Source organism: Sphingomonas sp. RIT328 (genome assembly GCF_000632225.1).
GTDB lineage: Bacteria > Pseudomonadota > Alphaproteobacteria > Sphingomonadales > Sphingomonadaceae > Sphingomonas > Sphingomonas kyungheensis.
This window is the reverse complement of sequence record NZ_JFYV01000023.1, coordinates 211,351-224,224: the sequence shown is the minus strand read 5'-3', so window position 1 is coordinate 224,224 and position 12,874 is coordinate 211,351. Positions and strand designations below refer to the sequence as shown.

The window sequence follows — 12,874 nt, the reverse complement described above, 5'->3', positions numbered from 1 at the left end:
ACCTGGATGTCGTCCTCACCTGGCTGTCAGCGCTCGATGATCGTGATCCCCGCATAGGAGTTTCAATATGACTGCGATCAGCAACCTGGTTGCAACGATGGCGGGCTGGATCGTCGCGGCGATCGCTGTGACCGGATACATTGGCATCATCGGTTTGATGGCTCTTGAAAGCGCCTGCATCCCGCTGCCGTCTGAAATCATCATGCCGTTCGGTGGTTATCTGGTCTCGACTGGTCGGCTAGACCTATGGCTGGTAGCGATTGCGGGAGCGGTCGGCTGTAATCTCGGATCAGCTCTTGCTTATGAGGTGGGGCGCCGCGGTGGCCGTGCCATGGTCGAGCGTTACGGACGCTGGCTCCTGCTCACACCCGAGGATCTTGACCGATCGGAGCGGTTTTTCGAGCGCTTTGGCGGCGCGGCTGTTCTGATAGGTCGAATGTTGCCAGGCATCCGCTCGTTTATCGCGCTGCCCGCGGGGATCGCCCGGATGCCGTTGCTGCGCTTTCACCTCTACACCTTCATAGGGTCACTGCCCTGGTGCCTGGGACTGGCCTATGCCGGCCAAGTGCTTGGAAGCCGCTGGAATACGGACCCGCGATTGTCGGCCTTGTTTCATAAGATCGACCTGTTTCTACTGGGCGCGATCGTGCCGGCGGCAATATGGTTCGTGCATCGTCGCATCACTGGTGGGGGGGGGAGCCCGCAAACGTCGAATAAAGGTTGAAGGTGACCTATAGTCTTCGGCCAGCGCGGTGTGCCGATTCATCGATAATTGTTTAGTCGTCTCCACCATCATCCAGTCTCTCATGATTAAGCCCTCACGATGAGCCAGGCCGTAATGCGTGAGGGTGAAGCCATGCCACAGTGTGCCGAGTATGCTTCAATCCGCCAACACCAGCGGCACCTGATCGATGCGGGTTGTCCAAGCGGGCGAGCGGTTCTCTGCCCGCATTTTCCAATCCCGCTTGAACCCCTGCGCCGCCGGTACGGCCGTCAACTTGCCGAACCGGCCGTTGACCTCGTCCAGCGCCGTCATCAGCCGCTCGCGCCGTCCAACATCGCCTTCGAACAGCGTTCTCGGCCGCAGATCGGCAGCCACGAGCTCGTCGAGCATGATGCCGGCCTTGGTATAGGCGTAGCCATCCCGCCACGCTGCCTCGACGCCCCGGCGCGCCGCCGCGAGCAGCTCCAGCGAGTCCGACGTCATCGGGTGCAGCCCCATGCGCCGGGCGCCCTGATACTGACCGGCGCCCGTCTTGAAGCGGTTGGTGTGGAAGAAGACGGTGAGCTGACCCGCGACGAGGCCGTGTTGACGCAGCTTTTCGCCGGCGCGCATCGCGTACTGCGCCACCGCACCCATCAGCGTCTCGATGTCGTGCACCGGCATCCCGAAGCTGCGCGTCACGGCCATGCCGCGTCGCTGCGGCTCGACGACCTCGACGGCGCTCGCCGCAACCCCCTGCAACTCGGCCACCAGCCGTTCCAGCACGACGGTGCCGACGCTGCGGGCCTGCTTCAGCTGCATGTCGCGGATCTGGCCGGCAGTCGTGATGCCGAGATCAGCCAGTTTGGCGGCCGTCGCCCGCCCGACGCCCCAGACGTCGGCGGCGGGGAAGCGGTCGAGCACCCATGAACGCAATCTAGGGTCACGCAGGTCGGCGACGCCGTCGAACAGCGGGTTCTTCTTGGCGGCCGCGTTCGCCAGCTTGGCCAGCGTCTTCGTCGGCGCGATTCCGACGCAGGTCGGGATCGTCGTCCAGCGCCGAACCTGATCGCGCATCGCATTGGCATGGTCGACCAGATCCCGATCGACGAAGGGCTCGAGATCGAGGAAGGTCTCGTCGATCGAATAGATCTCGACCTCGCTGGCGAACTCCTCGACCGCGGCAACCACCCGGCGCTGCATGTCGCCGTACAAGGTGTAATTCGACGATCGCACCACGACGCCGTGCTTGGTCAACCGATCGCGGATCAGGTGGATGGGGTCGCCCATCTTCACGCCAAGCGCCTTCGCCTCGGCCGACCGGGCAATCGCACAGCCATCGTTGTTGCTGGCCACGACGACGGGCACGCCGGCCAGGCTGGCGTCGAACGCGCGCTCGCAGCTGACGTAGTAATTGTTGCAGTCGATGAGCGCGATCGTACTCACCGCCGGTAGCGCCGCGCGAGACCCACTACGACACCCCAGATCTCGACCGTCTCGTCGACGATGATCCGCTCGTACCCTTCCGCCTCCGGCACCAGCCAGAGCCGTCCCGCCGACCGTCGCAGGCGCTTCATGGTGCGGTTGCCGTCGACCAGCGCAACGACGATGTCGCCGGGGCGCGCCTCGTGCGCCCGGCTGACCACGACGAGATCCCCATCGGAGACCCCGGCATCCGACATCGAATGGCCGGAGACCCGCATAACATAGCTGGCGGCGGGGTGATCGATCAGCCAGGCGGCAAGATCGATTGGCTCTTCCATGTCGTCCTGGGCCGGCGACGGGAATCCAGCTGGCGTCGTCTCGACGAAAAGCCGCGCCTCTCCCGGCACGAGATCGAAGGGCACATCATGCAGGGTTATCGTCATATCTCGTCGTCCAAGCATCACGAAAGAGCTTATAGGACGATAGGAACATATTGAGAACGACGCATTTGGCCGCGGTTACCGATTGATGGTCCTTGGACGGAGAGTGCGAGGAGCGTTTGACCCAATAACGAAGCTCAGGCGGGGCCTCGGGAGGCCGCTAAGGCGTCGATGCCCTCCTTGCGCGATGCCGATCGTGCTTCGCTGGAGCCGCTTTCCGCCACACCGAACACGATGACGTTGTAAGGCGCCTTGTTGCCGTCAAGGTCGACGACGCTCATCGTATTGCGGTCGAAGCGCCAATCGTCCCACCGCCACATCGAAGCGCCTGGCACCTGGACGACCACATAGGAGCCGCGGCGAAGTCGAATGGATGTCTGATTGTCCGCGAAGTCGAGCCCTAGGTCGAACGCCTGGATCTGATGGTTCCTCATGCGGCCAAGGATGTTCTTCGTGATGCCCGAAGCCAGTCCCACCAGCTGCGGCAAGGCGGGCTGGAGCGTGCCCATCAGCTTCAACCCTTCCTTGAACGCCGAGCTCCCGAAGACTTCCAGAAGGGCCTCGTCGCTTCCGCTGCCGATGCGGATCGTCTTAACCTTGAAAGACAGTCCATCTCTCGGGACGGTCAGTCCCGTGAAGATCGGCATCCCGTTGATCGACGCCCGATCGTGGTTGTTAACCGAGATCACGCTCGCAAATTGGAGATCCTGCGCTTCTCCACCGGCTTGATCACGCCCCTGGAAATCGAAGAGAACCTTGTGCGGGCTGAATCCCGGATATTCCTGTAGTTGGAAAGCATCCAGGGTGACCTTGACCTGGCTGCCGATCAACGTTTCATCGGTCTTGGCCTTGGCAGCGGGCAGAATCGGAACGAGCATGTCGGCATCCGTGTCCGAACCCCGCTCCTCGACATATCCGAAGACGTGCGACGTGTGACTCCAAGGCATGTTGTGAAGCCGGGCAAGACCTTGCCCGCGCACTCCGGCCTCCCGCAGGCGAGCGGCCCCGTCGGCGTCGTCAAGACCGTCCAGAACATCAGCCAGTTCAGCGTCGCCGAGATAGCCGATGCTCAGTTCTTCGTTGAAATCGCTCATCATCCGCTGGCCCTTGATTGCGTCATCACGCGACGCCTTACCGACGACGAGATGTCCGTTTTGATCGAGTTTGCAACCTCTATGGTGATCGCAAGTGCATACGGCACCATCACGCCGCCCATCTGGGGCATCTTGCTCGCCGCCTGCACGTTGATCTCGAAATCGCTGCCGATCAGGAAAGGTATCGCCTTCCTCTCGTCTTCGTACACGGCGTGGATGAGCGTGCCGCGCTTGCCGAATCCGATCGCTGGTTGATGCCCGACCCGGTTCACCCCATCCCAAATGTCGGACTTGCCGCTCGCACCATGCAGGGAAAGCCCGACGGTCCGGTATTGCGAGCTGTTGGGCGTGACGGGGGTTAGCCACGCGAGCGTGACGACTATGCGTCGGAATTCCGCGTAGGATTGCAATTCATCGGGAAGCGGAATGCGCCACATGTGCCTCTCGCCCTTGGTGATGCTATCTTCGCCCAGGAGCGTAACCCGGTTCAGGGCAGCCCCGATGACCCGGTCACGATCCACCGCCCCATAGCCCATCGCCCGGGAGACCGCTTCCTTGCGGCGGTTGGGGTGCCCTGCGGGGATGTGAATATCGGACATGTACTGACCGAGGTCTCCCCAACTGGCGCCGTGCGCGATCAGCGCCTTCAATATGCACGGCGCCGTCGGACGACGGTACCAAGGGACTTCCGCATTCTCGAACGATGCGTCGAGAACGTCGCCGATGAGCATCCCCGTCCGCGTGGCCAATGCAGCGGCGTTGCTCGTCCCCGCAGACATGCGGGTGAAGTCGAGCCGGCCCAGCGTCACATCGGGCATCGCCACCTTTTGTCCGATATGATCGGCGAATTCGCGTCCGTGCACCCGCAGGATCGGCCCCTCCGTCGGGTGAGCCACCTGCCGCCCGCCGGGCAGCATGACGTCCGGCTTGACGGATCGATTGAAGCCGTGGCCCAGGCCGGAACCCAAGATCGGGGCGGCGACGTCGCCGTAGGGGTCTGTCTTACTGGCGGGCAACGTCGCCGTCGATCCGTCGCAATGCGCCGCCGCGACGGTCAACGCATTGACGGATTCGGCCGGCGAAAACATGGTCCGCATCGCCTTGGCAGCGTCGATGGCACGCAACATCTCCGCTCGGCGATGATCGGGCGTCGCCTTTCGCATGTCGGCAGCGGTCGGATAGTTCGGTAGCTCGAACGTCTCGGCGATGTTTCCCGCACTGACCACGAAAAGCACGCGGTATTTCCAGGCAAGATAATCGAGCAGTCGCCCCCATGGCGAGATCGATCCGGCGAAACCGAACGCCTCGTCGCAGATCGAGTGATTGATGATGACCACGTCGGGCCCGCTCGGATCCTGGCCGCCCGTCCCTTCCTTCAGGTCCACGACGGCACGGTGAATCATGCGCAGCGCGAGCTTGTCCTTCGGCGTCGTCTCGACGTCGCCATCGGGAACGAGCACCGGGACGACCTTCAGTCGGCGCCGCAGCCGGGGATTGTCCTCGTGCAGATCGCCGCAGATGATCAGCGATGCCATCGCGCTGCCGTGGAACCGCTTCTTCACGGGGGCCATGCTGTCGGCGACGTCGAGTTCGACGACGTCCAGTCGGTTGCGGAGCGTGACGTGGTTCTCGACAGGGTATCCGTCGAGCATGGCTCCTATCGACACCCCCTCGGGATCGCCGTCGTCAGCTTCATCGGGCATCCGTTCCGACACCGGCTCCTCGATCGCGAAGCGGAAGCCGTTCTGCGGGCGGATCGACATGACGTTGTCGGCAAGAGCGAGCGGGCCAGTGCGTTCGATGATGGCATCGATCGCTTCACTTGGAAGGTTCACCAGCACGGAGTGATACCGGATCTCGTCGATCCGGAATTCATCGAGGATGGATCCGCCAAGCTTCAGAACGGCGGTGCGGAACTCGGCTGAAGCCTCATCGCGTCGCGCGGCATCCATGCGATACCAGAGATCAATCTCCAGACGGAGATCTTCGCCGACGCGGCGATAGCGGTCGTCCTTCAGGCGACGCCTGGTGGCATCGCCGATGCGATCCTCCGGTCCCCACGGCCGCAGCACATGGAGCAGGCCGAAGAGCTTCCACCAATCACCGTGCTTGTCGGGGGGAGCTTTGCCGGCCTTGTAGCGATCCCAGAGCGAGCGCAGCTTCTCAAACGAAGCTTTCGTCGGCATGCCGAGATATATCGCGCCCGGCATCTCATCCGCCGGATGCACCTCGTTCAGCAGAACGTCGGTCTCCGCGAATGCCGTCGCATCGTCATCATCTGCTTCACCGTCATCATCGTCCGAGGCGTCGACGCCCGGATCGAAATAAGCCCTGACCCCGTGGAGGAGGGCGACTTCCTCCGCCAGCCACTCGAGATCGATCTTGCGGGCGGCGTTCACGAATCGCTCGGGCGAGCCGATGATCTCCATCACCAACGCCCGCTCCGGCGCAAGCGCGGACGGATCGTCTGCAACCTTGATGTCGGTGCGATCCAGAACGTCGGACAGGCGCTTGTCGATCGAGGATCCGATGCGTTGCGCCTGCGACCCCGCGGGAATGGTCAGACGTTTGCGCTTGTCCGGGTTGCCCTTGAAAGGGTCGTGCTTTTTTTCCTTATTCCGACTGAGCGGCAGTATCTCTTGCGCCATTCCCCTCCGCCACTCCCGTCTGCGGTACGAACCGGCGCTTCCACGCCTTCAACTGCTGCGTAACGATCGCTTTGGGATCCCCCTTGGCGAGTACGATCTTGCGCTTCACGTTGAGGAGAAACTCCTCCGCCTCTGCGAAGCTTCCGCCCTCGAGATCCCTGGCCAGCGAGGCCGGATCGATCCCCAGCGACTTGCGGTCCGCTCCGACATGATCGAGCCAGCGACGGAAGTCGGCGCGGTCGGGCATAGGGAGCTCCAGACGCAGCTGGAACCGGCGCCACACGGCCCGATCGAGCAGTTCGGGGTGGTTCGATGCACACACGATCACGGTGTACGAGGGCAGGTCGTCCATCTGCAGGAGAAGCGACGAGACGACCCGCTTGATCTCGCCGGTTTCATGCACGTCCCCGCGCTCCTTGCCGAGCGCGTCGAACTCATCGAGGAACAACACGCAAGGCGTCGACCGGGCGAAGTCGAACACGCGCTTCAGCCGTGCGGCTGTCTCGCCGAGATAGCTGTCGATGACGGCGTCGTAGCGGATCGTGAAGAACGGGACGCCGAGACCATGGGCGATCGCCTCGGCCAGCGTGGTCTTGCCGTTCCCCGGGGGGCCGGCAAGCATGACGCGGTGACGGGGGTCGAGCGAATTCGCCCGCAGCACATCGGCCTGATGCTGCTCCTCGAGAAGATCGCGGACCTGCGCGTCGACTTCGCGGGGCAGCATGATGTCATCGATGCTGCGCCGTGCGGGGCGCTCGATGATGAGATCGCGGACCTTGTCGGGCAGGAACGTACCTCCGACCGCACGGGGGGCCTGACGCTGCGGGGGCGCCACGACACCGAGCGCCTTGGCGAGTCGATCGGCAAGGGTATGATGCTGCTTGGCGCGCGCTTCCGCAACCAGCGCAGACACGGTCCGCTCCAGTTTCGCATGGTCGTTCTGAACGCCGGCTTCCGCCAGCTGCACCACTAGATCCGCTCTGCTCATCGCTTCACCGTACCGGCCGGATCATTACGATTCAGCCGCCCTTCCGTTCTTTGCCGGCCCTCGACGCCACGTCAAGGTCGATCAATGTCACCAAGTGTACCATTAGGTCACGGAAGCCCCTAAGGCTTTCATCGTCCAGTGAAGATAATTGGGGCGGCATCTTCATGGCTTCCCCGCCTTCGGGGCCGCCGCCGATCAGCCGCAGCAAATCTCTTCGGCGCTTCACCCTGGGGTGCGATTGACCCTTCACATAACGATGCACCGTCTGCCGGTTCAGCCCGAGCTTGCGGGCCGCCACTGCCTGCGTCGGCTGGTCCTCGACGTAAGCGGCGATCGCCCGCTGGAATTGCGCCTTGTCGTCCATATTCAAGCCCTGACACCCGTCGTCACATTATTCAAATCAAATGTGACATAATGAGACAACTGATGTCCCCGGCGACGATGCGCGACGGCCTGATGAGCACGCCTCGACTGACGACGCCTCCCGCGACGATCGTCCCGATCCGAGTCACTGCCGGCCCAGAAAAACCCGCCCGTAAATGAGTCGATCGCGTTCGTTATTTGTTCCGTTTTCCGGATCAAATCCATCCTGAAACAGGAGGTGGTGAACATGCGCAACGTGGCGCTGGAAGGCGAAATCGCGACCCAGGAACGCAACCTGGTCGGCCCACTGTCGCTGTGGCGGCGGCTGCCCGCCTCGGCATTCATTGAGGAGGCCGAGGAGATCGCCTCCGCGGTCACGAGTCTCGTCACCGCGACCAAGCTGGCGCCGGACTGGCTGATCAGCGAAATCCTGCTGCAGGAGCCCACGGCGAGCGCGTCGGTCTGGAACGAACTCTGTGTGCGATTCCATGTCATCGACGGTCTGAACGCCGGTGTCGCCGGCGACGTGGCAGGCAGCTGCGCTGCGCTCTCGGCCGCACAGTCCGATCCGCTCGGCCTCATCCATCTCCTGAACCACCTCAGCCAACCCTTGGTGCGCATCCACCTCGGCGACCGCCTAAGCGTCGCGGCCAGCTGGCTCGGCCGTTGCGGCGTCCTGCTCAACGCATCGACGCTCAGCCAGGTCGACTGGGATCGCCACCGCTCCCTGACCCACTCCACCGCCATCGACGGAGTTCCCTTCTGATGTCAGCGCTGCTCGACCCCGTCACCCGTCCACCAGGTATCGCTCCGATCCTGCCGCAGCCCCGCCGGGAGCTGCACGAGTACAATCCGCCAATCGTCCCGGACGGCACGATCGAGGACGTACTCGAACAGGATCTCGAATGCGTGACCACGCTGACGGTCGACGGCCGGATCCGGGGCATCAACCGGATCGGCGTCCGGCTGATGGAGATCGCCGATGAGGCCAAGGTCCGCGGCAAGCAGTGGCGGGACGTCTGGCCGATCGAATCCCGCACCGCGATCGACGAAGCCTTCTTACGCGCACAGGCCTTCGAGCACGTTCGCATCGATCTCGCGCGCCCCACGCCCGCCATGCCCGACAGATGGTGGGAGACGACGATCGAGATGATCGAGAACGGCGAAGGCGAGGCGGCAGCCTATATCGCCAGGTCCCGCGACATCAGCCAGCGCATCCAGGACGTCCACGCCATGCAGGCGGTGGTCGAGGAGATGCAGCACCGGCTCAAGAATACTTACGCCGTCGCATCAGGCATGATGTCCGCCTTCGCCCGCGGCAATGCCGACCGGGAGGCATTCGCCGACGAGATGGCGGCGCGGCTGGCCGCGCTCGGCACCGCGCAGCAGCTCTTCCACCGCGACGATCGCGGCCAACGGCCCGTCGCCGATCTCGTCCCTGCGCTCGTCGCGTCTTTCGCCACGCCGATGTGTCCGATCGTCGCGCGTCATCTGCCTGGCACACTGGATCACGGCCAGGCGGATGCGCTGGCATTGGTGATCGGAGAGCTTGCGGTGAACAGCACGAAGCACGGCGCGCTGAGCGGCATGGGCGCGATCGACGTCACGTCCGTGGTGCAAAGCGGCCGCGTCGAGATCCGCTGGTCGGAACGCGGGTCGCGTCGGGTGGCGGCCAACGTCCGGGACGGCGGACAGGGCATGACCCTCATGCGCCGCATCGTCGCAGCGCGTCGCGGCACGCTCGACCTTCACTGGAAACCGTACGGCCTCACCGCGATCGTCGGTTTCCCGACGCCGGCGGTTCGCTAAGGCGCTGACGATGGACCACGATCGTGATCAATCCGCCCGCCGCGGCATGGCTTCAGCCACCTATACGGCGTTCGAGCGGATGTTCGACGCCGTGGCGGAGCGCTGGGCTGGCGACGCCGGCCGTCACGAGATGATGGTCGAGGCGCTCACTGCGACCGGCGACTATCGCGTGCTCCGGCGGCTGCGGACGCCCACCCCGCTGGATCGGCTGCCGGACGGCGCACGGCTTGGCATCGTCCTCGATGTCGAGACGACCGGCATCGATGCCGCCGCCGACGAGATCATCGAACTCGCCATGGTGCCCTTCGCCTATACGATCGATGGTCAGGTCCTCGGCACGCTCGCGCCGTTCCACTCATACCGACAGCCCAAGACGCCGATCCCCGAGGAGATCACGGCGCTCACGGGCATCACCGACGAGATGGTGGCCGGACAGGCCATCGACGCCGAAGCCGTCGCGGCCTTCATCGCGAACGCCGGGATCGTCATCGCCCACAACGCCCGGTTCGATCGCCGCTTCGTCGAGCGGTCATGGGGCTGCTTCGCCGACATCGCGTGGGGCTGCTCGATGGCGCAGGTCGACTGGCGCGCCGAGGGTTTCGAGGGGACCAAATTAGGCTATCTCCTCGCCGGGATCGGCTTCTTCCACGATGGCCACCGCGCGACGGACGACTGTCATGCGACCATCGCGCTGCTGGGCGCCACGTTGCCATCGGGATCGACCGGCCTCGACGCATTGCTGCGGTGCGCTCGCGCGCCATCGTGGATCATCCATGCCGAGCATGCGCCTTTCGAACGCAAGGATCTGCTCAAGCGCCGGGGCTATAGCTGGTCCGGCAATGACGGCACGCCGCCGAAATGCTGGTGGCGAGAGGTGCCCAGTGATCAGCTGGATGCGGAACGAGCGTATCTCAACGACAGAGTATATCTGTACGAGGCCGATCCGCCCGTGCGACGCGTCACCGCATGGGAGCGCTTCTCCGATCGCCTTTAGCCCAAGGCGATCGATCGAACTTCACATGGGGGCATCCAAAGCCGCAGCGCAGGCCACGAGAAGACCGTGGTGAGATACGTAGAGTGGAAGGCCAATCGAGCCGACGATGCTGATCGGGGAGTGAGCGGTTGCATGTTTTGAGAGGAAAAGACCAATGTCGCGTGATCAGGAACTTAGCTCCGCCATCGGAGCGCTGATCCGCAGTATCGGGCTAGATCCTGCGAGTCTGCCGGTAGGGGTGACTTACCAAGGCGAGAGTTACCGTGTCGAGATGTCACCTCACCCGTACGACGTCCGCCGCGAGATCGGGGTCCCCGTCGTCTTCACGCTCGACGGGGACGAAGCCGCGACGGTCATCGCGACGCCGGCGTATCCGGCGCCGATCCTGCTTTCGACCACCCCGACGGGCGGAACGGTGAGCAGTCTGGGCGGCGGGTTGCCGGCCGAACTCGTGTCTGAAATCGAGATGATGGTCTTCTGGTCCGAGGAAGCCGCTTCCGCCACGCCGGCCGTATGAAGCGAACACCACCTGGAAAGATTCGTCCGCGATGAAGGCGCGATGACGAATCATCGACGACAATCCCCATCGCCCCTCCCCGGGGCGCCCGTCTTCCTGGCCGATCAGCTTCGTGCCGCGGGCCATGATCCAGCGAGCATACCCGACATGTTGCGCAAAGGCGGCGGAGCCGTGCAGATTGCGTCGCCCAAGGGAGTGCAAATCGAGTTGAGCCTTGTCGACGACAGGGTGCGCGTCAAGAAGATCGTCATGAATTCGAGTGTCAAAGTCCTGTACGTCGATGGGCGCTATGAGGTCTTTCTCACGCCGCCGCACAATGATTATCCCGACACCATCAAGGCCGCTTTGCCAGGACGCCCGATCTCGTGTTTGTTCGAGGCTCCCGGTTTCAATCGACCAGATGTGACAATGGGCAGCGTCAAGACCCTGCAGTCGGAAACCTTGCTGATCGAACTGCTCTGTCCCCGCGAGCCGGATTGACGGCTCTCTTGCCGCCGTTGACGAAATGGCAGGCCTGACAGTCGCATGTCGGCGGCATGACGCAAAATGCCGAGTCGCGTAGCCATCCACGCCGAATGCCGTATTTCCCGGAGATCTACCCCGGCGAAATCCTATACTCGGTGTTCGCGCGGCTCAGCTTTCACATGGCGCATGTGTCGGCCATGGACACCTGGGATCATGTCTATGGTCGCCATGTCCAGAGACCTGTCGTCGACTTTCCGTCCAACCTCGATTGGTTCGCGTCGCGACTTCATTCGGGTCCGTCCGCCGACGAACTCGCGATGCGCCATACGCTTCTGCCCTACTACACGGCTTTCGCGACCGCGCAGGTTCGGGAAAAAGCCATGAAGGCGATGCGGGGCGAGGAAGGGAAGGTGGGGCTTGTCATCGGCCTGAGGGCAAAGCCGCTTGGTCCGTTGCAAACCGTCCGCTTCTGCCCCGCGTGCTACGAAGAAATGATCGCAGGTCAGGGCGAGGCATATTTTCGCCGGGAGCATCAGCTCCCCATCGTCCTCGTGTGTCCGCGGCACGAGTGCGACCTGCGCATCAGCGAGGTGAAGCTGGGGAAGACCAACTTTCTGCACCGCGCGAACAAAGACACATGCCCTCCCGATGCGCCGTCCGCAGTCGCCGATCGCAGTGTGCCGCGCCAGCGATTATTGAAACTTGCGCGCCGAGCGACGGATTGGCTCGAGAACCCGCGTTCCGAGGATGAAGTGACGGCGGCGCGGAGCATCACCGCCCGGATCGTCGCAAAGGGTGTCCGTGCGGGCTCCCAAGTCGATTGGACGCGTCTCAACCTGATCGTCGACGACGTTCTGGCACCTCTCGAGCCGGCTTTTCCTGGCCTGCTCGCTGGCACCGGGCGCACGAACGGCTGGATGGAACATACGATGGATCCGACACGAAAGGTTCATTCCGACCCTTTGTGTTTCCTGTCTCTGGTAATGGACGAGATCGAGAAGGGCAGCGGCCCCTTCGGCGACGGCCCCTGGGCTTGCGAGAACCCGCTTGCCGAGCACTTCGGCCATATGACGATCACGGAAACGGATGCACCTTTGAAGACCAACGGCCGCATCATCACGGTCAAGTTCCGTTGCTCGTGCGGATACGTCTACACGCGGTCGAAATACCCGGACGGCAGACTTGGCCGATCCTTCCGGGTTCGGTTCGGCCCGCTCCTCCGCGATCATGTCGCGAAGTGCGCGCGCGACGGACTGACCATCACGAAGGCAGCGGCTTCCGTCGGCACCAACTGGGACGTCCTGCGGCGCCACATGAAGAAGGAAGGCATCCTTGATCCGTGGGAAAAGCCATCCTGAAATTGGCTTCGCCGACTCGCCTCGCGGCGCTTTTGACCAAGCTACATTCCCGACCTCCAGCGCCATAGAC

The 12,874-nt window shown here is 63.4% G+C and carries 13 protein-coding genes; 7 read left to right on the top strand and 6 right to left on the bottom strand.

The features are described from left to right. Positions 1-67: 67 nt before the first annotated feature. Positions 68-724, top strand: a complete 657-nt coding sequence (locus BW41_RS11985; RefSeq protein ID WP_037534674.1) for a DedA family protein — start codon at positions 68-70, stop codon at positions 722-724. Between the two features lie 156 nt (positions 725-880). Here BW41_RS11985 and BW41_RS11980 read toward each other — a convergent pair whose 3' ends face one another. The 6 genes from BW41_RS11980 to BW41_RS11955 form a co-directional block, all read right to left on the bottom strand. Then, positions 881-2,149, bottom strand: a complete 1,269-nt coding sequence (locus BW41_RS11980; RefSeq protein WP_037534672.1) for a Y-family DNA polymerase — start codon at positions 2,147-2,149, stop codon at positions 881-883. Then, complete coding sequence (locus tag BW41_RS11975; protein ID WP_037534671.1) at positions 2,146-2,571, bottom strand: LexA family protein; 426 nt, start codon at positions 2,569-2,571, stop codon at positions 2,146-2,148. Before BW41_RS11975 ends, BW41_RS11980 begins: the two co-directional genes overlap by 4 nt. A gap of 134 nt (positions 2,572-2,705) precedes the next feature. Continuing rightward, positions 2,706-3,665, bottom strand: a complete 960-nt coding sequence (locus BW41_RS11970; protein WP_037534670.1) for a hypothetical protein — start codon at positions 3,663-3,665, stop codon at positions 2,706-2,708. After that, positions 3,662-6,310: a S8 family peptidase gene (locus tag BW41_RS11965; RefSeq protein WP_037534669.1), complete on the bottom strand. Its 2,649-nt coding sequence runs from the start codon at positions 6,308-6,310 to the stop codon at positions 3,662-3,664. Before BW41_RS11965 ends, BW41_RS11970 begins: the two co-directional genes overlap by 4 nt. Then, the gene (locus tag BW41_RS11960; RefSeq protein ID WP_235199743.1) at positions 6,276-7,277 is read right to left on the bottom strand and encodes an AAA family ATPase; all 1,002 of its coding nucleotides are present in this window, start codon (positions 7,275-7,277) and stop codon (positions 6,276-6,278) included. The genes BW41_RS11965 and BW41_RS11960 overlap by 35 nt, the downstream gene beginning before the upstream one ends. A gap of 52 nt (positions 7,278-7,329) precedes the next feature. Next, positions 7,330-7,662 carry a helix-turn-helix domain-containing protein gene (locus BW41_RS11955; protein ID WP_037534667.1) on the bottom strand — a complete coding sequence of 111 codons (333 nt, stop codon included), beginning with the start codon at positions 7,660-7,662 and terminating at the stop codon, positions 7,330-7,332. A 240-nt stretch (positions 7,663-7,902) separates the two neighbouring features. Here BW41_RS11955 and BW41_RS11950 point away from each other — a divergent pair, with 240 nt between their 5' ends. The 6 genes from BW41_RS11950 to BW41_RS11925 all read left to right on the top strand — a co-directional run bounded on the left by BW41_RS11950 (position 7,903) and on the right by BW41_RS11925 (position 12,804). After that, entirely contained in the window at positions 7,903-8,427 is a 525-nt protein-coding gene (locus BW41_RS11950; protein WP_152542283.1) for a hypothetical protein, read from the top strand. Beyond that, on the top strand, positions 8,427-9,470 hold the full coding sequence (locus tag BW41_RS11945) for an HWE histidine kinase domain-containing protein (protein ID WP_037534665.1): 1,044 nt from the start codon (positions 8,427-8,429) through the stop codon (positions 9,468-9,470). The genes BW41_RS11950 and BW41_RS11945 overlap by 1 nt, the downstream gene beginning before the upstream one ends. Positions 9,471-9,549: 79 nt before the next feature. Continuing rightward, positions 9,550-10,464 carry a 3'-5' exonuclease gene (locus BW41_RS11940; protein ID WP_051583465.1) on the top strand — a complete coding sequence of 305 codons (915 nt, stop codon included), beginning with the start codon at positions 9,550-9,552 and terminating at the stop codon, positions 10,462-10,464. Positions 10,465-10,618: 154 nt separating this feature from the next. Continuing rightward, entirely contained in the window at positions 10,619-10,981 is a 363-nt protein-coding gene (locus tag BW41_RS11935) for a hypothetical protein (protein WP_037534664.1), read from the top strand. A 147-nt stretch (positions 10,982-11,128) separates the two neighbouring features. Beyond that, positions 11,129-11,461, top strand: coding sequence for a hypothetical protein (locus BW41_RS11930; RefSeq protein ID WP_037534663.1), 333 nt, complete (start codon positions 11,129-11,131; stop codon positions 11,459-11,461). A gap of 56 nt (positions 11,462-11,517) precedes the next feature. Continuing rightward, positions 11,518-12,804: a TnsD family Tn7-like transposition protein gene (locus tag BW41_RS11925; RefSeq protein ID WP_081793060.1), complete on the top strand. Its 1,287-nt coding sequence runs from the start codon at positions 11,518-11,520 to the stop codon at positions 12,802-12,804. The last annotated feature ends 70 nt before the right edge of the window (positions 12,805-12,874 follow it).